Source organism: Petroclostridium sp. X23 (assembly GCF_030013905.1).
Lineage (GTDB): Bacteria > Bacillota > Clostridia > SK-Y3 > SK-Y3 > X23.
In genome coordinates this window covers 4,363,580-4,385,120 of sequence record NZ_CP124862.1, presented here as the reverse complement: position 1 = coordinate 4,385,120, position 21,541 = coordinate 4,363,580, and the positions used below count along the sequence as shown (strand labels likewise).

The following is a 21,541-nucleotide window of genomic DNA, read 5'->3' as shown; positions in this document are numbered from 1 at the left end:
AAAATACAATCCCATAATGAAATATTGTATATATTTTATACAAAACAAAGAGATGCCAAAGCAGTGTCTTCTTCTTTAAAATAAATTTTTTTGCTAAATCAATAAAATTTTTACAACTAATTTTTGCACACAATTCGACGATCGACTAGTATTCCTTGTAAGTATTTTTTCCATACTCTTATTTCATATTGTACGTACAATTATGATATAATACTATAATAAAACAATTTTACATCTAAGGAGGCTTACGTAGATGACCCAACACATAACAAATAAATTGCCTAAAAGACAAGAAATTGATGCCCAGTATACATGGAAATTGGAAGATATATACGCAAACAATGCCGAATGGGAAAATGATTTTTCCAAGATTAAAGCGCTCATTCCTGAAATAGCACAATATAAAGATAAATTAGGCGATTCAGCTTTAAAGCTGCTTGAAGCTTTAAAGCTCAGTGATCAATTATCAAGCCTTACCGAAAAAATATTTGTCTATGCACGAATGCGCAGAGATGAGGATAATACTAATCCGGTATACCAGGCGCTTACCGATAGAGCAAAAAGTCTTTCTGTCCAAGTATCCGGTGCATTATCTTTCATCATACCGGAAATGATCTCTATTCCTGAAAAACAGCTCGAGCTGTTTTTAGACAATGAACCAAACTTAAAAGTATATCGTCATTATATTAATGAGATTACGCGTCAAAAGAAACATGTTTTATCGCAAAATGAAGAGGAACTTCTTGCCGCTTCGGGAGAAATCTCCGGAACCGCAAAAGATATATTTACAATGCTAAATAATGCGGATATTAAGTTTCCGATGATAAAAAATGACAAGGGCGAGGAAGTAGAACTAACCAAAGGGAATTTTATCCATTATATGGAGAGCAGTGATAGACGTGTACGAGAAGATGCATTTCACGCTCTATACAGCTCATATATTAAACAAAAAAATACATTGGCCGCATCATTAAATGGCAATGTAAAAAAGAATATCTTTTATTCTACCGTTAGAAAATATCCTTCTGCCTTAGAGGCATCACTAGATTCGGATAATGTATCGGTATCTGTATATGATAATTTAATAGATACCATACATGACCATTTACATTTGCTGCATAGATATGTCGCACTACGAAAAAACGTACTGCAAGTAGACCAGCTTCATATGTATGATTTATACACTCCGCTTGTAAAAGAAATGAATAAACATGTTTTTTATAAAGATGCGCTGGATATTACCCTCAAAGCACTTCAACCTTTGGGAGAAGACTATATCAATGCGCTGAAAATGGGTTATGACCACCGTTGGATTGATGTATATGAAAATGAGGGTAAGACCGGCGGAGCTTACTCATGGGGCGCTTACACAACACATCCTTATGTGCTCCTTAATTACCAGGGAACCCTAAATGATGTCTTTACCCTCGCCCATGAAATGGGACACGCGCTGCACTCATACTATACAAATAAATATCAACCATATATCTACTCCCAATACAAAATATTTGTTGCCGAGGTTGCTTCAACTGTAAATGAATCTTTGCTGATGCAGTATCTATTAAGCAATACAGATAATGCTGATGAAAAAGCATATTTGATAAATCACTACTTGGATGAATTCAGAGGAACTGTATTTAGACAGGTCATGTTTGCAGAGTTCGAGAAAATCATTCATCAAAAATCCGAAAGCGGAGAAGCACTGACACCACAGCTCCTTTGCGAGGTGTACCGGCAGTTGAATATAAAATATTTCGGTGATAACATCGTTATTGATACTGATATAGACATGGAATGGTCCAGAATCCCACATTTCTACAATAGTTTCTATGTGTATAAATATGCTACCGGATTCTCTGCCGCTACTTCTCTATCCAGACAGATTTTAGAAGAAGGACAGCCGGCCGTTGATCGGTACCTGCAGTTTTTAAGCAGCGGTGATTCGGATTATCCTATCGAAATCTTGAAAAAAGCAGGCGTAGACCTATCTACATCACAGCCTATCGTGGACGCGTTGAAGGTATTTGAGGAAATGCTGAATGAGATGGAAAAATTAATCATAAATCCTATAGATAAAGTACTCTAAAATTAGAGCACAGAAGTAGGAATGCTACTTGGGGACGGTTCATCTGTGGCATATGCTTTTCATGCTACCGAGGAACCGTCCCCATGTGGCATTCCGGTAAGATTATTTCTAACCTTATAGTTTTTTATCTATAATAATAATGAACGAGTTTTTGTAGGGGCGGATTCCCTATCCGCCCGAATGAGTTATCTCAGTATTCACGGGCAGATATGGAATCTGCCCCTACATATATAGACATTGCATTTACTACTGACAAAAATATATAAACAAAAAAAGCCATCACAACTTTGCATTGCAATAGCTTCTTGTCAGCACTTTAATTAGAATCTGGAAAACGAGCTGCTTCTTCCTCTATTGTTGCTGAAGCCTCCGCTTGGTCTTCTTGCGCCATCATTTCTCTGAGCTTTCTTTGAACTTCTGCATTCTTTACAGCGTACAGGTTCATTGGTAAAGCCTTTTTCTGCGTAAAACTGCTGCTCACCTTCGGTAAAAACAAAAGTTGCGCCACAGTCTTTGCATGTAAGATTTTTATCAGCCATGATGTCAACCTCCTTCTGAATATTTTAGGACTTCCACGAGAGTAAGGTAGTATATGATGGACATCCTCAAGATTCAAGAAGAGAGGTCATATATACTTCGTTCGTCATGTGGTAACCCACAAGGTTATTATATACTGTTTTTGTAAAAAATACAATATATTTTAAAAAATTTTCATGGTAATTCAATCGTTTTCTTCTCTTTTGATTCTTTGTATAATACAAATTTACTGCCGATTACCTGTACTGGATGAGAGTCAGTTAAACGACTCAACTCTTCACACGCTTCCTTTACATCAATTAAAGCATTATTTAGAACATGGACTTTAATTAATTCTCTTGCTTCCAGTACATCATTAATCTGATCGATAAGATTATCATTAATTCCGCTTTTTCCAATCTGGAAAATGGCAGGAATATTGTTCGCAAGGCTTCTTAAATACGCTCGTTGCTTACTTGTCAGCATTTTATCACCTTCTTTCATGTTTATTATATGTAAAATATAAATTAATACTTTCAATAAAAATATAAAAGAGATAGACTAAAAGTCTATCTCGTACCTGCTCATCATACTTCAACTTCTTTTCTTGTCTTTCTTCTATGCAGCTCATAATTCGGATCGCCCTTTTTCCATCCACTCCTACTCTTCTCTACTACAGCGGCATTCTTTTCATTGACCACAAAATCATTCTTCATCAAACAGAAATAAGCGGAATCCCCGGATTTACAATTGCCACAATTTAAGCATGTCATAGTCTAAACTACTGCCCCTCCAGTTCAATATCAATAATTAATATAGTCATATTTTACTACATAGGACAGCTCTTTGTCTATATATTTAAAAAATTTTTTACGGGACATAATCAAATTCTATCTCATAGATTTTTACAGTATCTCCTTCTTGAATTCCCATATCCTCCAGTTCTTGAATAACGCCTTTTTTCTTGAGCGCCCTTTGAAAATACTGAAGAGACTCTATATCATCAAAATTGGTGGAGCCCGCTACCTTTTGTACCCATTTCCCTTCTACAATGTATGCACCATCCTCCACTCGCACTGTAAATGGCTTTTCTTCTTCAGCTTTATAAACTTTTACCTCATCCTGCTCCGCATCAAAAACAATCGGAGGGGGAAGCTCCTTCAATTTGCTGGAAACATACAGCATAAGCTCTCTGACGCCTTTATTGGTAGCAGCCGAGATGCCAAATACCTTATACCCTCTTGCTTCAATACTTTTCTTGAAGCGTTCGAACAACTCCTCAGCTCCCGGTAAATCCATCTTGTTGGCAGCTATAATTTGCTGCTTAGTTGCCAGTTCTGAATTGTATTTTCTTAGTTCCCTATTAATAGTATCAAAATCCAACAGCGGGTCTCGTCCTTCTATCCCTGATACGTCTACCACATGTACAAGAAGTCTTGTCCGTTCAATATGCCTAAGGAACTCGTGGCCCAGCCCTGTACCTTCATGAGCGCCTTCGATCAGCCCGGGTATATCCGCAAGAACAAAGCTATTACCTTCTCCCAGATCAACGACACCTAGATTAGGATTAAGCGTCGTAAAATGATAATTTGCAATTTTAGGACGTGCCCCGGACACTACTGATAAAACCGTCGACTTTCCTACATTGGGAAATCCAATCAGACCTACATCTGCCAGCACTTTTAGTTCTAGAGTAACCTCTCGCTCTTCACCAGGTTCTCCGCTTTTTGCAAACTTCGGCGCTTGTCTTATGGGTGTGGTAAAATGCACGTTCCCCCATCCACCCTTGCCTCCTTTTGCAGCAACAAACTGCTGGCCGGGTTTTACCAAATCCGCAATAACAAGCTCTGTCACAGCATCTTTAACCACCGTTCCCGGAGGTACCTTTATAATCAAGTCCTCTCCTTTTTTACCGAAAGATTTTTCAGCCTTTCCATCTTCTCCATTTTGCGCATGGTATTTTTTCTTATATCTAAAATCCATCAAAGTACTCATTCCGCCGTCTACAACAAATATGATATCTCCGCCCTTACCTCCGTCTCCACCATCAGGCCCGCCCGCCGGAACATATTTCTCCCGGTGAAAGGATACCGAACCATTTCCGCCATTACCGGCTTTTATGTATATTCTTGCATGATCTACAAACATATGCTTCACCTCAGTTTACTTGTGTTGTCTTAACAGTTTTATTATAATCAATTATCTCATTTATTATTTAAATAGCTCGGAGCTTGGAGCTAAGAATTAAAAAATTATTATTAACTCATAATTCCAAAATCCGAGCTAAAAAAAAATCCCAGATGGTAATCTGAGATTTTTTATTAAAGTTATTACTGTGCTACAGCTTCTTCTACAGGATATACACTTACCTGTTTCTTGTCTTTGCCTTTTCTCTCAAATTTCACTTTACCGTTTACAAGGGCAAACAGTGTATCATCGCTGCCTTTACCTACATTATTTCCAGGATGTATCTTAGTACCTCTCTGTCTTACCAGAATATTTCCAGCTAAAACCGACTGACCGTCAGCTCTTTTTACGCCAAGTCTTTTGGATTCACTATCACGGCCGTTTTTTGTACTACCTACACCTTTTTTATGTGCAAATAACTGAATATTTATCTTAAACATCATTACACCTCCTGTTCAAGAATGCGAATGTACTTCCTATATTGTTCTTCAAATTCTCTCAAAGTCAATAACATCGTTTCAAGAATAATATTTGCTTTTTCCCTTAAATCCGCACTTAGCTCTTGCGGCAAAACACATTCCAAATAAGGTTCTTTCATACTCTCCCGTACTTCAAGTCCTACTTGGATATTTAATACGCGTGTTAAACCTAACACAGCGGATTGGGATACACTTGAAACAGCCGCACATACGATATCGCTACCGACTTTTGCATATCCGGAATGTCCGTATATAATATACTTTACGATATTATTTTTCTTATCTTTAAAAACATCTACATGAATCATTGTTCACACTATTAAGCATTGATTTTTTCAATTTGTACTCTTGTATATGGTTGTCTATGCCCTTGTTTCTTTCTATAACCTTTTTTAGGCTTATACTTGAAAATGATAATTTTCTTATCTTTACCATGGGCTAAAACCTTTGCATCTACACTTGCATTCGCTACCAAAGGAGTTCCGAAGCTGATATCATTTTCTTTAGATACCGCCAAAACTTTATCAAATTTTACTTGACTTCCTTCTTCAGCAACAAGTTTTTCAATAAAGAGAACATCTCCTTCTTGAACCTTATACTGTTTTCCACCTGTTTCAATAATCGCGTACATGAACGTGCACCTCCTCAAACCAGTCTCGCCGAATGCAGGTACGGAAACCGTTTAAAACCCCACCCGTGCGGCTACCGCTATATTTTAGCATATAGCATTAGTATTGTCAACGTCTTTTACAATGATATCATCGCATTTCATTTCTTTACAACTTTGTATAGTAATTTTTTTATTAAACATATCTTCAAGCCTTTTTATATTTCGTTCATCTTCTCCTAACAAAAACGGTACTACCGAAGGATGAATTTGTATCTCTATCATTGGGGCCATCGATTGTGTGCACACTTTGTATATTTCATTTTCAGTCAAACGTGCTACTACCTCCGGCGATAATATTTTGCCTCTTCCGGCGCAATAGGGACAATCTATTTTTAATAGCGTAGAAAGACGTTCTCTTACCTTTTTTCTTGTCATCTCTACCAGTCCCAAATGTGTAATTCCAACTACCGTTGTTTTAGTTTTATCCTTCTTCAGATAGTGTTTAAGGGTCTCTATTACTTTATCCCGATGGTCCTTGCCATGCATATCAATAAAATCGATTATAATAATTCCGCCTATATCTCTTAACCTCAACTGCTTCGCAATTTCTTTGGCTGCGTCCAAGTTTGTCTTCAACACGGTATCTTCCAAATCAATCTCTCCTACATATTTTCCCGTATTCACATCGATAGCAGTTAAAGCTTCTGTTTGGTCTATTACAATATGTCCTCCGCACTTCAACCATACCTTTCTTTCCAGTGCCTTGCTTATTTTTCCTTCCACCTGGTAATATTCAAAAATATCATACTTTTTACTAAAGTATTCGACCCTCCCGGTCAACGAAGGTGACAGCATATCAACTAATTCTACTACATTTGAATACTGGCCTTTGTCATTAATAATAAATTTATCGGTATTCCACGTGAATAAGTCTCGCACCGTACGAAAAAGCAGATTAAAGTCCTTATGAATCATTCTGGGTACCCGGCCGGTTTTTTCTTTATTTTTAATCTTACTCCACAATTTTATAAGAAAATTTAAATCCTGTTTGAAATCAGATAATTCTTTTCCTTCTCCTTCAGTGCGAATAATAAGACCCATATTCTTCCGTTTTATATTTGCCGCTATATTTTTCAGCCGTTGTCTTTCTTCTTCACTGTCTATTTTCTTAGATACGCCTATATAGTCTGCGTTAGGAAGCAATACAAGATAGCGGCCGGGCAAAGTAATGTTGGTAGTAACCCGAGGGCCTTTGGTGCCTATTGGCTCTTTAAGAATCTGAACGGTGATTTCCTCACCGTTCCGGATCACATCCGATATACAAGGTTCTTCACCGCATCCACCTTCATGTACGCTGGTTTCAAATTGATCCGCAGACTCATTACCGGTAATAATATCTTTTACATAAAGAAACGCGTTTTTTTCATATCCGATATCTACAAAAGCGGCCTGCATACCTGGCAGGACACTCATCACTTTCCCCCTGTAGATATTTCCTACCATTCCTTGATGTTCCGGGCTTTCAATGTATAATTCAACTAATTCCCGCTCTTCCATGACAGCCACACGTATTTGGTTTTCCCTTACATCTACAACAATCTCATTTGACACATCATATTCCTCCTACTAAACCCTCCTGTCCCATCATCTATATCTCCGCCCCATTTTCATCCATTATTCGTATACGGTGTACTGTGGCATAGTCAACTTCAAACCCTTCAATATATTTTTTCAATGCTTCCAATACAAGTTCGGGTTTCAAATTGGACGAACTGCCCGCACTTAATCTCATGCTAAGTACAACTTGATCTTGCCTTTCTTCTTCAATCGTGAGCTGGAAGATATCACTACGGATATTCACCATTTTAATTCCCTTTTTTCCTTCTTTTTCTATCATCATTTCATCCATTTTTAATACATCATTAATTTTTTCTTCAAGATGAATGCCCAGCTCTCTTTTCAAATCAACGATTACTCTGTAATCTGCCAGTGCGATCATACCCGCAACCTTGCTTGATTGCTTTTCCAACTCCACCGCCTTTAAAATTGTGATCCCTTCGGGGAGTGCCTGATTCAGCTTTTCTTTCAGTTGTTTCGGGTCCATATCTTTTTCCAGCTCGATATCCATATATTCCGCATCACTTGTGACTCCAACCGACAATGGAAGACCGAAGGACATCATAGGATGTGGATTAAAGCCCTGAGAATACGCAATAGGGATCTCAGCTCTCCGGATTGCACGTTGGAAAGTTCTCATAAAATCCAAATGCGAGATGTATTTGACCTGTTCTTCCCGGTTATATTTCAATCTCATTTTACTCAACGCATACACCCCCTCCGAAAATAGTTGCACCACATCCTGTACAATTCTCACGGCAGTGGGGTGTAACCTCACCCTTTAACGCCCTTTCCGACTCTTTTATTAAGAAATTCTTCGTGACTCCTACATCAATATGGTCCCACGGAAGTATCTCATCATAGGCCCGCTTTCTTGATGTATAGAAATACGGGTCTATACCGCACTCTCTAAATGTCTCCATCCATTTTTCAAAATCAAAGTGCTCGTTCCAGCCATCAAACTTGCATCCTTTTTTCTGCGCCTGTATTAATACCTCTGATAATTTTCTATCGCCTCTGGCAAATACGCCTTCTAAAAAGCTCAATTGAGGTTCGTGCCAATTATATGTTATCTGCCGGCTCTTGATTCTACCCTTCAAATGCTCCTGCTTTTCTCTTAACATGTCCATGGTGTCCTGTGCTTCCCACTGAAAAGGAGTAAACGCCTTTGGAACAAAGGATGAAGTACTTACTGTAACATTCACGCCTTTGTTGCGTTTTTCTTTGGGCACGGAGAAATAAGCATCCAATACTTTATATGCAAGTGCTCCAATTCCTTCCACATCTTCCATCGTCTCTGTAGGTAATCCTATCATAAAATAAAGCTTCACATTATTCCATCCGCCCTCAAATGCCAGGGTTACCGATCTGATCAAGTCTTGCTCGGTAACGCCTTTGTTAATCACATCCCTCATTCTTTGGGTTCCTGCTTCCGGCGCAAAAGTCAAACCGCTTTTTCTTATCTTTTGTACTTTTTGCATCAAGTCCAATGAAAACGAATCCACACGCAGAGAAGGAAGTGCCAAATTCGTCTTATTGTGTTCTGTCAATTTAAGCAATTCCGTCGTTAACTCTTCTAACGCTCTATAGTCACTGGTACTCAATGAAGAAAGAGAGATTTCTTCATAACCGGTACTCTTTTGAAGCGCATCGGCGATCTGTACCAGTTTTTCAGAAGTACGCTCCCTTACAGGACGATAAATAATGCCTGCCTGGCAGAAACGACATCCTCTGGTACACCCTCTGAATATCTCCAGCATAATACGATCATGAACAATCTCCATAAAAGGTACGATAATCTTTTCCGGGAAATAGGCATTATCCAAATCTTTAATAATCCTCTTTCGAATTTTTTCCGGATATTGTTCACTTTTTTTCATGAAACTTGCAACGGTTCCATCCTCGTTATATTCCACTTTGTAAAATTGCGGGACATATACACCTTCTATTCCACTGATTTTCTCCAAAAAGTCCATTCTGCCGCTTCCGGACTTTTTACATTGTATATATAGGTCCATCACTTCATTTAATACTTCTTCCCCTTCACCCATCATAAAGAAATCTATAATATCGGCAAGAGGTTCAGGGTTATAAGCACATGGGCCTCCTGCGCATATGATAGGATGTGCTTCTCCCCTGTCTGAAGAACGAAGCGGCACATCTGCCAAGTCAAGCATATTTACAATGTTTGTATAACTCATTTCATATTGTAAAGTAAATCCTATAAAATCAAATTGATGGATGGCATCTCCACTTTCCAAAGCAAATAAAGGAATATTATTTTCCCTCATTTTTTGCTCCATATCCACCCAAGGCGCAAAAACTCTCTCACAATACACATCATTTCTGTCATTTAACATATGGTATAATATCTTCATCCCCAGATGAGACATGCCTACTTCATATAAATCCGGAAAGCAAAAAGCAAATCTCACATCTACCTGTCCGGGATATTTATGTACGCTATTCCATTCGTTTCCGACATATCTTGTTGGCTTTTGTACCTCCATCAGTATTCTATCACTTATCTTTTGTGGCATTTAAGTAAAATCCTCCTTAAAATAACTCTTCTATTATATTAACCAAATTGCACTATTTTAGCAATAGATGCTTATGTACGATTTTTTATTAATATCTCTTCTATACTGACTTGTGCACCAAGTTCTACTAACCCATCTATTACCTGCGCTTCTGTTAAAGTACCTATAATGTTCATTTTGCTATCTATGACGGTAATCAAATAAAAGTAATTGTAGCTGAAATTTTTTAATAATTTTTGTGCAGGAATATCTGAAATCACTACAAGGTTTTTGGCATTAGAAATTCCCGCTTGTAATAATTTCTCCTTACAGTAAATGATTTCTTTCATAACAGCTAAATTGTTATTATTCTTTTCATTGACGATATTAAAAATTAAAAACAATGAAATCATTAATATGGACGCGTTAAGACCTGTAGCATACAATACATAAATGCCCACAATCAAAGAAAGTACACATATAACTTTAGTTAATTTTATTATAAAATTAAAAGCTTTTATAAATCCCCAATGTAATGTCAGTACCGCTTTCAATATTCTTCCCCCATCTAATGGCAAGGCCGGAACAATATTTGCTGTCCCTATCACAAAATTTGCAAAAATAAAAAAAGTTATATCATCTGTATTCCACAAATAATATACTTTTATAATATAAGCTATGAGTATCATAAGTACGTTGGACAAAGGGCCTGCACATGCAATCATTATTTCATGCTCGGGTTTGCTTATGTAGTTATTTTTTATTTTCAATGTAACACCAAACGGCATCACTTTTATCCCATCAATTTCAACTTTCAAATAATATGCCGCCGCCAAATGACACATCTCATGTATCATAACCACAGCGTATAAAACCATTACTTCTCTCAAATGCTGTGTAATAAATCCAGCAACTAGAACTACACCTACCAACGGTTGAATATATAAGTTTTTTTTTAAATATCTAATATATATTTGCACCTCCTTGTTTTACATTCATTCATCAGTCATATTAGGGTCTAAAGGCAAATCAATATACTGCAGGGGATCTAGAACTTTATCTTTTTTCGATATTTCAAAATGCAAGTGTGCTCCTACTGTTATACCCAAATCACCAACTTTAGCAATAACATCGCCGTTTTTTACTTGTTGGCCTTTTTTCACCAACACCTCGTTGCAGTGGGCATAGAAAGTATATATATCATCTTTATGCTTTAACCGTACATACTTGCCATAGTTATCGTTATAACCTACTTCTTCCACTTCTCCATCTATTGCTGCTACAATGTTTTCGCCCTTCTTACCATCTATATCTATACCGGTATGAAATAAGTCTTTCTGAAACAATGGATGGTTGCGCATACCAAATTTTGATGTGACCACACCATTTAACGGTACAACAATCTTTTGATTTATTTTTACAGCTGTGCTCTGTGCTTCCGCAGGGATTTGTTCTTGCGAATCCAAGTCAAGTTTACCTTCAAGATGCCCGTCTTTTTGATCGGCTGTCTGGGTTAAATTATTCTGCAGCGTATTTATATCTGAATCATTTCCTTGCGAAGATGGGTTATTCATTTCCTTAGGTATATCTTCATCCTTGATGCTTACAGAACCACTGCTATCTTTGGTGCCCAGACTATTAGCAAATGTAGCTACGCTTTTATATGTTTTGTTAAAATCTACTGTATAGACTAAAGCAGACTTGATCTGGCCCATTAACTTATCGGTAATAGGTGAATTGATATTATTCATTCCAAAGATCACTAAAAAAATTATGCAACATACAGCAATCTGTTTCATAATATTTTGGACAAAATCTTCTTCTCTCTTGTCTTTTCTATTTTTCCCATATCTATTGTATTTTGGATAACGTTTTTTTCTGTAAGTACTTTCCACTTGCTCCCACCCCCCAATTATTACATTATATTAGCATTGAAATAAAAATATTACTCATGAATTAAAACCATCTTCCTTAAGCAGTCCACATCCTGTGGATAACTCTGTGGATATCTTGTGAACTTGTTGTGGAATACTGCTTGTCCACAATATATTGTATTTAATTCCCATAAAAAAAACCGGAGTATCTCCGGTAGAATATGTTGATTTAGTGGGGAGTGGGGAGTGGATAGTGAGGAGAATATAAAAAATCTCTAGTACTCACTCCTCCTTTATATATAGATAAAAAACTTTAAAGTTATTATTAACTAGTATGTTAATTCTTGTTCCAATATATCTGTTTTATTATCGTAGGGGTGGACGACCCTGTCCACCCGCTGTACTACTACCTTATCTGCGGGCGGACAGAGTCGTCCGCCCCTACGGAATCTTAACTATTAACGTGATATATAAGCTTGCAAATTACATGTCTACAGTTCGCTAGCTATAGATTTCCTCAATGCTAATATTTATAATGAGCTTTATCTGTATTTATGATAAGTTTTATACCTTTACTCGCATTACCCGCATCGCATTCAAGACAGCTAACAGTGCTACACCTACATCTGCAAATACCGCTTCCCACATCGTAGCTAAGCCTCCTGCACCTAAAAGCAATACAATCGCCTTGACTCCAAAAGCAAAGAGTATATTTTGCCATACAATCATTCTGGTTCTCTTGGCAATTTTAATGGCACTTACCAGTTTAGATGGTTCATCCGTCATTAGAATTACATCAGCTGCTTCAATAGCTGCATCAGAGCCTAAGCCGCCCATGGCAACACCAATATCTGCTCTTGCCAATACCGGTGCATCATTGATGCCATCACCTACAAACACCAGTTTTCCTCTAGATGATTTCTCCTGAGCTAACATCTCCAGCCTTTCAACCTTATGTTGGGGAAGAAGTTCCGCATGTACTTCGTCCAATCCCAATTGCTCGGCTATCTTGATTCCTGCTGATTTACTATCCCCTGTCAGCATTACAAGTTTTTTAACACCCATACTTCTAAGGCCATTCAAAGCCTTCGAGGCATCCTCTTTTATTTTATCAGAAATTACTATATATCCGGCATAATTTTTATCAACAGCAATATGGAGTACGGTTCCTACTTCCTCTACATGATCGTATACGATGCCTTCCATATCCATCATCTTATTGTTTCCGACAAGCACTCTTTTACCACGAACAAATACCTTAATCCCATGACCTGATATTTCCTCATATTCTTCAACTTCAGTTTTATTTATTTCTTTACCGTAAGCTTTTAAAATTGATACTGCTATCGGATGGTTGGAATAGCTCTCTGCAAATGCGGCATACTCCAAAAGTGTTTTTTCCGTAATAGATTCTTTCTTAGGCTTAATCAACGTAACTTTAAATACACCTTCTGTTAATGTTCCTGTTTTATCAAATATCACTGTTTCCACATCATTCAGTGCTTCAAGATAGTTACCGCCCTTGATCAATATACCATTTTTGGAAGCCCCCCCAATCCCGCCGAAAAAGCCTAATGGGATAGAAACAACTAAAGCACATGGACACGAAACTACGAGAAAAATCAACGCTCTATATACCCAATCTGAAAATGTGGCCCCTGGCACTATAAGCGGCGGAACTACAGCCAGTGCAAGAGCTACAAATACTACCACCGGTGTATAATATCTTGCGAACTTTGTTATAAAGTTTTCTGTTGGTGCCTTTTTGCTGCTTGCATTTTGTACTAAATCCAATATCCTTGACACGGTGGACTCACTGAAGACTTTAGTTACTTCAATGGTTAGCAATCCATTCTTATTAATAAATCCAGACAATACCTCGCTGCCTGCTTCTACTTCCCGCGGCACCGATTCCCCTGTCAGAGCAGAGGTATCGAGCATAGAATTCCCCTCTATCACCTTACCATCAAGAGGCACCTTCTCACCGGGCTTCACCACAATTAAATCTCCAATTTTCACCTCATCTGGGGAAACCTTTTTAATATCATTTCCATCTCTTAAATTAGCAAAATCCGGCCGAATGTCCATTAGAGCTTTAATAGACTTTCTCGAACGATTGACAGCTACATCCTGAAAGAACTCACCTATTTGATAGAATAGCATTACCGCGACTCCTTCAGGAAACTCTTTGATTGCAAATGCTCCAACGGTTGCTATACACATCAGAAAATTTTCATCAAATATCTGACCTCGTATGATGTTCTTTGCTGCTTTTAATACTACTTCTCCTCCAACCAATACATAACTTGCAAAGTACAAGACAAATTCAGTCCAGAAAGAGAAGCTGAATATTATTGCGATACCAAACAACATTGCTCCCGCTATAAGTCTTGTAATTTCAGCTTTATCATACTCAACCTCATTTCCCATATCTTTCTGTTCATGTTCTTCAATAACCACTACATGTGGCTCAAGCTTTTTTATGATTACATTAGCATTCGATATGATCTCGTCCATTTTACTTGGACTATCGGTTACGATAGATAATTTTTTAGTTACAAAATTTATATTTGCTACTGTTACACCTTCCAGCCCTTTTACCCTTTCTTCAATTTTCGCTGCACAATTTGCGCAATCTAATCCTTCGAGTATTAACTCTTTCTTTAATTCAACGCTCACACTTGTCCCCCTCTCTTTCATTTCCTATTATTCGGTCACATGCGCTAACCCTTGGTCAAATATGTGCTGGATATGATCATCATCCAATGAATAATAGACTACTTTCCCATCCTTTCTATATTTCACCAATCGTGCTTGCTTCAGCACTCTAAGCTGATGTGAAATTGCTGACTGCGTCATACCTAATAGCGCAGCGATATCGCAAACACACATTTCGGATACAAATAACGCATAAAGTATTCTCACTCTCGTCGTATCGCCAAAAACCTTAAAAAGCTCCGCAAGATCATACAGATTTTCTTCATCGGGCATATTTTGTCTGGCTGTATTTACAACATCCTCATGTATGATATTACAATCACAATAATCAATATAATCTTTATTCATCATATGATCATCCTTCCGTATTTATATGTTTAAATACATGAACATATATTCATATATTTATTGCCATTATACACCATTAACCCCATGCCGTCAATAATATGTGAAAATATATTCATGTATTCAATCCAAATATTAAAAAAGATCTGCCATCCTTTAAAGAAGGAAAACAGACCTTTACACGATGATTACCAATCAGCAGCTAATTATTCGCAAAATTCATTACTGCATCACTGATCATTCCATCAATCATATTATATGATAGGAACCAGGGTTTGGACTTTATATCTATTTTTAATGTTTGTTCTGTCTCATTCCAGATAAAGTATCCGTCAAAGCCTTGTCCCGATACACATCCTCTATCAATATTCGGAAGCGTAATTCCATAATTCTTAGCTGTTTCTCTCAAATTTTTAAATGCTTCCTCAGTAACACCATTATAGCTCATACATTCGTTTGACATGAATCTTCCTACCTCTCATCTATGATTTTAATACCTCCTTATATAATATGGTAAGAATCATAAATGGCCACACATTTTATACTTTCCAATGATTTTTTATTACCTCATCCACTAAGTGTTCCGGTACAGGCTTGCCAAGATAATACCCTTGTAAATTATCACACTTGGATTCTAGCAGGTATTCATACTGCTCATAGGTTTCAATTCCTTCAGCGATGGTTTCGATATTGAGGTTGTGTACAAGTGTGATGATGGAACTTGTTAGACTTTGCTGAACACTTTGACAGTCTATCTCGTCGATAAAGGACTTATCAATCTTCAAAAGATTAATGGGAAGTTTTTTTAAATAACTCAAAGAAGAATACCCTGTGCCAAAATCATCAAGTGCTATTCTAATACCCGCTTCCCTCAATTTCTTTAATATGCCTATCGCCTCATCAGCATTATCGATAAAATGATTCTCTGTGATTTCCAACTCAAGCTTACAAAAAGAGATTTCCGAAAGCTTTACTGCATCTAATACCATATTAATAAACTCTTTATGTCTCAGTTGTATAGGTGAAATATTAACAGATATAATAATGCTTTTTTGATACTTATTCTCAATTTTTTTACATAACCTACAAGCTGTATTTAAAACCCATTGTCCTATCTCAACGATTAAACCGGTTTCCTCCGCAATAGGAATAAAATCTGCCGGACTCATAAAACCGGCTTCAGCACTGTTCCATCGGATTAGTGCTTCAAACCCTCGTAATTGACCGGTTTTTGTTTCATATTGAGGCTGATAGTACAATAGAAATTCATTATTTTCCAATGCCTTTCTCAGCATTCTTTCAATGTTTGTTTTACGTACCAGTTCATCCCTCATTTTATTATTAAAAAAGCAATATGTATTTCTACCTAACTCTTTGGCTTTATACATCGCAGTATCTGCATTTCTTAACAATTCTCCCACAGTTTCTCCGTCATGGGGATATATAGAGATCCCAATACTGGCGGTCAACCTGATAGAATGCCCATCAATCTCAAAGGGCTGACAGAAGATTGTATTGATCCGTTCCATTATAGGCAATACATCTACTTGTACTTGTTGATTGATACTTTGAATAATTATACAAAACTCGTCTCCGCTAAGACGCGAAACGGTATCATACTCTCTTACACAAAATTGAATCCTTTTAGAAGCATCAATCAGAAGTTCGTCACCCACCACATGTCCAAGCGTATCATTGACTTTCTTAAAATTATCCAGATCAATAAAGGCTACAGCAATACTCATTCCCATCCTTTTTGCCATAACGATGGCCGTATTCAACCTATCCTTAAGCAGGGTTCGGTTGGCCAAACCCGTTAAAGGGTCATGGTAAGCCATATGCCTTATGAGCTTTTGGTTTTTCCTTATTTCTGTCATATCATGATTGGTACCGGTAACACCTACAATTCTTCTTTTTCCATCAAAAACCGGTGAAAGGGTAATATCATAATGACGTAAAGTTCCATCCTTCATGGTGTATGCATTTTGAAAATAGCACGGAGAAAGCGTATTACATACTTGCACCCGGGCTTCATTACATTTTTTTACATAGTCACTGTCATCAATCACTTGTGAAATCTTCTTACCTATTGCTTCATGTTCTGAAACACCGAAAACCTCGCAAAACATATGGTTTACAGCCGTAAAAACCCCTTCACCGTCATAACTGTAAATAATATCTTTTGAATTATTAACCAGAATCTTATATCTTTCTTTACTCAGCAGAAGCTGTTCTCTATGCGCCTGTATTTCGTCAAGCTGCTGCCGCAGCTCTTCTTCGGATGCCATTATTTCTTCATATAGCGATGATAGTTCTTCATTCTTGGACTTTAATTCTCTTTCATAAACAGTTCTTTCGGTAATATCCCGGATTACTCCTAAAACACTTACCTGCCTCCCATTGCTATCTATCTCCAATTCTGCAACTGAGTGCATATATCTTTCTTCACCATTATCGGGCCGAATAATTCTAAACTCCACATCGTACTTTTCTTTCTGTTCAATCAATAGCTTCAATGCCTGATCTAACGTTGGCCGGTCCTGCGGATGCACTATTGTTTGTACTGTTTTTAACGGAAGAAACGGTGTTTTTCTCTCTAATCCATATAATTTAAAAGCTTCTTCAGAACCCCATATTTGACCTGACATCAAATCTATTTCCCAATTTCCTACATGGGCTATCGCCTGTGCTCTATTAAGCCTACTCTCACTTTTAGCAAGGCGTTTACTGAGCGTATCCAACTCTTCTACTTGAACCCGTAATTCTTCCTCCGAAGCCGTAATCTCTTCATAAAGCTGCGAAAGCTCATCATTTTTTTCGCACAACTCATTTTCTCTTTGTTTGATATTGGATATATCTATAAACACTGTAATAAAATATTCTTTTTGAGGGGAATACGCATTAATTAGATACCAGCGTTTCAGGACATTGGAGTATTGTTCAATGGATGCAGAGATTCCTTTCAAAGCAACTTTTCCGTAAAAATCGATCCAGTTGAATGGATCACTTTTTATATCCGTAATCACTTCGGTGACACGCTTTCCCACAACAAAATCTCGTTTTAATCCTGTAAATGACTCAAATGCTTTGTTCACTTCTATAAACTCATAATCAATAGGATTCCCGGCAGCGTCGATAATGATTTTATGATATGCAAAAGCATTGATCATATTTTCAATAATAGAATCAAAATCACTATGTAAAAAACCCATCATTTCCTCCCTCCCCAAAAAGCATTATTACTTACTAGCATTCATTCAATAAATGAGATGATTTTTCAAATACTGAGTTTGTTTTTATACAAAATTCTATATAGCAATATTTTTCTACAATATTTTACATCTATATCATATATTAAATACGACTATAAATACAAGAGAAATGTAAAAAATAGAAGCCCTATCATACAGCTTCTATTTTCATTCTCATTTCCTGATTATTCATACCTTGTTCTCTCACCAATAAAGAGACGAGCTTATTTTAATCATCAGATACCTCACCAACATCCAAATATAACCTTTCCCATACTTTGATAGATTCTTTAACTTGATTAATCGCTTTATCCAAATCTTTTTCTTTTAACGCATCTAAAATATTCTTATGAGTATATAACGCGTTGAGTCCATCTTTTTGAGTTTTATGGGTCTTTTCAATAGAAGGAGCAAAAAAGTCCAGTATGAATGCATAAATCTTTTCAACCAATATATTTTTAGCTGCTCTTCCTAACGCATAGTGAAATTCCAAGTCACTTTGCGATAAAATATCAGGGTCTTTAACAGAGTTTGCGATTTTCTGCTCCATATCAAGGTAGACGGCTTCAATTTGTTCGATATCGTCTTCATCAGCATTTTTAATAATTAGACGTATCACTTCAAATTCCAGTATCTCACGAAGTTCGATTAATTCTTTCATATCTGATTTAGTTAGAATAAGCCGGAGTAACAGTGGATCAAAAAGCACTTTATTAGGTGACTCTGCAATATACGTACCATCTCCCTGCTTTATCTCAATGATGCCGAATGCAGCTAATATCTTCATAGCCTCACGAATGGAACCTCGACTTACCTGAAGGCTTTTGGATAAGTCTGTCTCATTTGGCAAACGATCACCGGGCAGCAGTGTCTTATTAAGCATCAATCTTTTAATGGTATTAATCACTAAATCAACGGCAGATTCTTTTTTCTGCGGAATAAAAAAGCTGTCATTGTAATTTATAATTGTAAATTTTTCTTCTTTCACCCATAGTCCTCCATTATATACGGTTTCACTATATATCATTTTATGGCGCAATTAAGGATATATTAAAGATTGTATCATCATTTATCATTCTGTTTGCTCTAGATCATTAACATATTGGGAATATACAAAACAATTTACGGGAACTAATAGAATGCTTTCCCATCCCTCCCTTAAATGTTTGGTACACTAATCCGTATATCTATATAATGTAACGATTTAATAATACTAAAAAGATGTCAGGTCTTGCTATACCAGAAATTAATTATGCTCTTCCCATTAGTGATATATTACCTTCAAACAATTAACATCTAATCATATAACATATGATGTTTAGATGTTATCATATCTTTTATCTATTGTCAACAATAAGCATTTTATATATTTTTTTTGTACATATTGCATATTTAAATTGTTTTTAGATAATTATATTCTAATATTTCATCTTAGTCTTTCAAAATAACAAAAAATCAAATATAATATATTAACTAACAGGTTTTCGTGATATACTTATACGGAATATTATTTTTTAACTCACTTAGAATTTAAAACCAAGAATTTTGTTTAATTGGAATATAGAAATTCATCAGAAGGAGGTTCAATATGAACATACTAGATCCGGAATCACCTAATAGTGATAAATCCAACTTATTTACGCCGCAAAAAAAAGAGTCTGCGGTAGATTTAGTAATCAATAATATTAAAAAGCTTTTATTAACCAAGCACTTAATGCCCGGTGACCGTTTACCAAATGAGCTGGAATTGTCCAAAAATCTTCAAGTCAGCCGTGGTTCTATCCGTGAAGCAATGAAGATTCTATCGGCTTTCGGTATAATAGATATACGCCAAGGAGATGGTACGTACATTGCTGAATCTCCTAATAAAGTACTCTTTGATCCTTTATTGTTTAACCTTATTCTAGCTCAATCTGACTTTAATGAATTGATGGAATTGCGAGAAATTATGGAATTTGAAGTAATTCGGCTGATTATTAAAAATGCGGATGAAGATGCGATAAAACTTATTGAAAATGCTTATCTTGACATGGAAACGAAAATTAATAGTTCTGTAAAAGATCCCGTTGTCTTATCGAAGAGCGATTTAGAGTTTCACTACGCTCTTGGAAAAGCTACAAAGAATAAACTCGTTGAAAAGATTTACACATTTATAATGGACTTTTTTATGCCGTCAATTGAAATCACACATGAAGCTCAAAAGACAGGCTTAAGCGCATTACATACCCATAAGAAAATTTTAGATGCATTAATGGAGAGAGACTTAGAAAAAGCAATTGACTCAATCTTTGAATCTATTAAGGTGTGGCAACAATTATATTCACAAGATGGTATTAATAACATTAATAAAAGTACTGACGAAGTCTGAAGTTTTTCTTAGTTATTTTCTAAATTGCTTCTATGATTTTAACTATGCAGCCAACGGGTAGAAAATATTTTCTATCCATTGGCTTGTTAGTTAAAATTTCATCTACACTGAATCTCTCTACCTTCTATCAACAAGGACGTATTTATGTACCGATTCCCACTCACAACCTATTTCAATTATATTATGTCTTCTAAAGTCTATGCAAGAAATTCAAATAGTTCCAACCTTTCACCATTAGGTCCTTCAAAGAAGATACTGAGTACGCCCTTAAATAGCTTATCATGCTTTGCAGGCTGTTCTGTCTCAAACTTAATTCCTTTAGCTTTTAAATCCTCTACCACATCAAGTAAGTTTTGAACCTCTACCGCTAAGTGCTCAACACATCCGTTATTTCCTTTTTTCATATTCTCTTTATCCGAAGGCTCCAAAAGTTCAATAATCATGCCATTCAAATTAATAAATGCAAGCTTTAGCCAGCCATTATCGGGTTGCTCTAATATCGACTCATAGTCTAATTTAAAACCCAGATTTTCAGTATAAAATTTCTTAGACTTCTCAATATCCGAAGTGAATAGTCCGATATGTGCCAATCCTTTAAAGTTATTCATTACGCTGCCTCCTTATATTATTAGTCATAGATGTTGATCTTTTCAACTTATTAATCAAAACTCTAGATACCATTCCACTTACTGTAAGCAATCCAAATATAATGGTAATTAAATATGATGAAGATTTAGTAGTTATAAAAATAGCTGTAGGACCATCTGCCCCTCCTATAATTCCTATTGAACCCGCTGTATTTTTATCCATTACAAATTTATATTTTAAATAAATGGGTAATAGAAAATCAAACGCTGCACTAATAACAGTGATAATAGCACTTGCAATGGTCAGTACGGTAATTATCTTTGATAACCGCTCTTTGATCAATTATTATTCACCTCCATACCGAATACTCAAAGTTTATTACA

21 protein-coding genes are annotated in these 21,541 nt (G+C 36.4%); 2 read left to right on the top strand and 19 right to left on the bottom strand.

Annotation, left to right across the window (positions count from 1 at the left end; all coding sequences use genetic code 11):
- The first annotated feature begins 253 nt into the window (after window positions 1-253).
- On the top strand, window positions 254-2,086 hold the full coding sequence (pepF, locus tag QKW49_RS20570) for an oligoendopeptidase F (protein ID WP_282864510.1): 1,833 nt from the start codon (window positions 254-256) through the stop codon (window positions 2,084-2,086).
- 320 nt (window positions 2,087-2,406) lie between these two features.
- On the opposite strand, the gene QKW49_RS20565 is transcribed toward pepF, so the two are convergent.
- From QKW49_RS20565 to QKW49_RS20485, 17 genes are all read right to left on the bottom strand, one after another.
- Entirely contained in the window at window positions 2,407-2,625 is a 219-nt protein-coding gene (locus tag QKW49_RS20565) for a zinc-ribbon domain-containing protein (RefSeq protein ID WP_282864509.1), read from the bottom strand.
- A 172-nt stretch (window positions 2,626-2,797) separates the two neighbouring features.
- The gene (gene yhbY / locus QKW49_RS20560; protein WP_282864508.1) at window positions 2,798-3,088 is read right to left on the bottom strand and encodes a ribosome assembly RNA-binding protein YhbY; all 291 of its coding nucleotides are present in this window, start codon (window positions 3,086-3,088) and stop codon (window positions 2,798-2,800) included.
- A 101-nt stretch (window positions 3,089-3,189) separates the two neighbouring features.
- A complete protein-coding gene (locus QKW49_RS20555; RefSeq protein ID WP_282864507.1) occupies window positions 3,190-3,375 on the bottom strand; it encodes a hypothetical protein in 186 nt (61 codons plus the stop codon).
- A 97-nt stretch (window positions 3,376-3,472) separates the two neighbouring features.
- Entirely contained in the window at window positions 3,473-4,750 is a 1,278-nt protein-coding gene (gene obgE / locus QKW49_RS20550) for a GTPase ObgE (RefSeq protein ID WP_282864506.1), read from the bottom strand.
- A 182-nt stretch (window positions 4,751-4,932) separates the two neighbouring features.
- Window positions 4,933-5,229 (bottom strand): 50S ribosomal protein L27, encoded by a 297-nt coding sequence (gene rpmA, locus QKW49_RS20545; RefSeq protein ID WP_282864505.1) that lies wholly within the window; start codon window positions 5,227-5,229, stop codon window positions 4,933-4,935.
- A 2-nt stretch (window positions 5,230-5,231) separates the two neighbouring features.
- A complete protein-coding gene (locus tag QKW49_RS20540; protein ID WP_282864504.1) occupies window positions 5,232-5,576 on the bottom strand; it encodes a ribosomal-processing cysteine protease Prp in 345 nt (114 codons plus the stop codon).
- An 11-nt stretch (window positions 5,577-5,587) separates the two neighbouring features.
- Window positions 5,588-5,899 (bottom strand): 50S ribosomal protein L21, encoded by a 312-nt coding sequence (gene rplU / locus QKW49_RS20535; RefSeq protein ID WP_282864502.1) that lies wholly within the window; start codon window positions 5,897-5,899, stop codon window positions 5,588-5,590.
- A gap of 84 nt (window positions 5,900-5,983) precedes the next feature.
- Window positions 5,984-7,489, bottom strand: a complete 1,506-nt coding sequence (locus QKW49_RS20530) for an Rne/Rng family ribonuclease (protein WP_282864501.1) — start codon at window positions 7,487-7,489, stop codon at window positions 5,984-5,986.
- Window positions 7,490-7,526: 37 nt separating this feature from the next.
- Window positions 7,527-8,192, bottom strand: a complete 666-nt coding sequence (locus QKW49_RS20525) for a TIGR03936 family radical SAM-associated protein (RefSeq protein ID WP_282868201.1) — start codon at window positions 8,190-8,192, stop codon at window positions 7,527-7,529.
- A 1-nt stretch (window position 8,193) separates the two neighbouring features.
- Window positions 8,194-10,035 (bottom strand): TIGR03960 family B12-binding radical SAM protein, encoded by a 1,842-nt coding sequence (locus QKW49_RS20520; protein WP_282864500.1) that lies wholly within the window; start codon window positions 10,033-10,035, stop codon window positions 8,194-8,196.
- 71 nt (window positions 10,036-10,106) lie between these two features.
- Window positions 10,107-10,892 carry a site-2 protease family protein gene (locus tag QKW49_RS20515; protein WP_349239050.1) on the bottom strand — a complete coding sequence of 262 codons (786 nt, stop codon included), beginning with the start codon at window positions 10,890-10,892 and terminating at the stop codon, window positions 10,107-10,109.
- 117 nt (window positions 10,893-11,009) lie between these two features.
- Window positions 11,010-11,909, bottom strand: coding sequence for a M23 family metallopeptidase (locus QKW49_RS20510; RefSeq protein WP_282864498.1), 900 nt, complete (start codon window positions 11,907-11,909; stop codon window positions 11,010-11,012).
- Window positions 11,910-12,452: 543 nt separating this feature from the next.
- Window positions 12,453-14,588, bottom strand: a complete 2,136-nt coding sequence (locus QKW49_RS20505; protein WP_349239049.1) for a heavy metal translocating P-type ATPase — start codon at window positions 14,586-14,588, stop codon at window positions 12,453-12,455.
- Window positions 14,589-14,594: 6 nt separating this feature from the next.
- Window positions 14,595-14,957 (bottom strand): metalloregulator ArsR/SmtB family transcription factor, encoded by a 363-nt coding sequence (locus tag QKW49_RS20500; protein WP_282864496.1) that lies wholly within the window; start codon window positions 14,955-14,957, stop codon window positions 14,595-14,597.
- Between the two features lie 196 nt (window positions 14,958-15,153).
- Window positions 15,154-15,414, bottom strand: a complete 261-nt coding sequence (locus QKW49_RS20495) for a hypothetical protein (RefSeq protein ID WP_282864495.1) — start codon at window positions 15,412-15,414, stop codon at window positions 15,154-15,156.
- A 76-nt stretch (window positions 15,415-15,490) separates the two neighbouring features.
- Window positions 15,491-18,166, bottom strand: a complete 2,676-nt coding sequence (locus tag QKW49_RS20490; protein WP_282864494.1) for an EAL domain-containing protein — start codon at window positions 18,164-18,166, stop codon at window positions 15,491-15,493.
- A gap of 265 nt (window positions 18,167-18,431) precedes the next feature.
- Complete coding sequence (locus QKW49_RS20485) at window positions 18,432-19,190, bottom strand: FadR/GntR family transcriptional regulator (RefSeq protein ID WP_282864493.1); 759 nt, start codon at window positions 19,188-19,190, stop codon at window positions 18,432-18,434.
- A 600-nt stretch (window positions 19,191-19,790) separates the two neighbouring features.
- Here QKW49_RS20485 and QKW49_RS20480 point away from each other — a divergent pair.
- Window positions 19,791-20,570 carry a FadR/GntR family transcriptional regulator gene (locus QKW49_RS20480; protein WP_282864492.1) on the top strand — a complete coding sequence of 260 codons (780 nt, stop codon included), beginning with the start codon at window positions 19,791-19,793 and terminating at the stop codon, window positions 20,568-20,570.
- A 197-nt stretch (window positions 20,571-20,767) separates the two neighbouring features.
- Here QKW49_RS20480 and QKW49_RS20475 read toward each other — a convergent pair whose 3' ends face one another.
- Window positions 20,768-21,178, bottom strand: a complete 411-nt coding sequence (locus QKW49_RS20475; protein WP_282864491.1) for a VOC family protein — start codon at window positions 21,176-21,178, stop codon at window positions 20,768-20,770.
- The gene (locus QKW49_RS20470) at window positions 21,171-21,500 is read right to left on the bottom strand and encodes a sodium ion-translocating decarboxylase subunit beta (protein ID WP_282864490.1); all 330 of its coding nucleotides are present in this window, start codon (window positions 21,498-21,500) and stop codon (window positions 21,171-21,173) included. Before QKW49_RS20470 ends, QKW49_RS20475 begins: the two co-directional genes overlap by 8 nt.
- Between the last annotated feature and the right edge of the window lie 41 nt (window positions 21,501-21,541).

Bases quoted from the DNA above. Each gene is read 5' to 3' on its own strand.
- pepF (WP_282864510.1), top strand. From the start codon at position 254: ATGACCCAACACATAACAAATAAATTGCCTAAAAGACAAGAAATTGAT.
- QKW49_RS20565 (WP_282864509.1), bottom strand. From the start codon at position 2,625: ATGGCTGATAAAAATCTTACATGCAAAGACTGTGGCGCAACTTTTGTT.
- yhbY (WP_282864508.1), bottom strand. From the start codon at position 3,088: ATGCTGACAAGTAAGCAACGAGCGTATTTAAGAAGCCTTGCGAACAAT.
- QKW49_RS20555 (WP_282864507.1), bottom strand. From the start codon at position 3,375: ATGACATGCTTAAATTGTGGCAATTGTAAATCCGGGGATTCCGCTTAT.
- obgE (WP_282864506.1), bottom strand. From the start codon at position 4,750: ATGTTTGTAGATCATGCAAGAATATACATAAAAGCCGGTAATGGCGGA.
- rpmA (WP_282864505.1), bottom strand. From the start codon at position 5,229: ATGTTTAAGATAAATATTCAGTTATTTGCACATAAAAAAGGTGTAGGT.
- QKW49_RS20540 (WP_282864504.1), bottom strand. From the start codon at position 5,576: ATGATTCATGTAGATGTTTTTAAAGATAAGAAAAATAATATCGTAAAG.
- rplU (WP_282864502.1), bottom strand. From the start codon at position 5,899: ATGTACGCGATTATTGAAACAGGTGGAAAACAGTATAAGGTTCAAGAA.
- QKW49_RS20525 (WP_282868201.1), bottom strand. From the start codon at position 8,192: ATGAGATTGAAATATAACCGGGAAGAACAGGTCAAATACATCTCGCAT.
- QKW49_RS20520 (WP_282864500.1), bottom strand. From the start codon at position 10,035: ATGCCACAAAAGATAAGTGATAGAATACTGATGGAGGTACAAAAGCCA.
- QKW49_RS20515 (WP_349239050.1), bottom strand. From the start codon at position 10,892: ATGGTTTTATACGCTGTGGTTATGATACATGAGATGTGTCATTTGGCG.
- QKW49_RS20505 (WP_349239049.1), bottom strand. From the start codon at position 14,588: ATGAAAGAGAGGGGGACAAGTGTGAGCGTTGAATTAAAGAAAGAGTTA.
- QKW49_RS20500 (WP_282864496.1), bottom strand. From the start codon at position 14,957: ATGATGAATAAAGATTATATTGATTATTGTGATTGTAATATCATACAT.
- QKW49_RS20495 (WP_282864495.1), bottom strand. From the start codon at position 15,414: ATGTCAAACGAATGTATGAGCTATAATGGTGTTACTGAGGAAGCATTT.
- QKW49_RS20490 (WP_282864494.1), bottom strand. From the start codon at position 18,166: ATGATGGGTTTTTTACATAGTGATTTTGATTCTATTATTGAAAATATG.
- QKW49_RS20480 (WP_282864492.1), top strand. From the start codon at position 19,791: ATGAACATACTAGATCCGGAATCACCTAATAGTGATAAATCCAACTTA.
- QKW49_RS20475 (WP_282864491.1), bottom strand. From the start codon at position 21,178: ATGAATAACTTTAAAGGATTGGCACATATCGGACTATTCACTTCGGAT.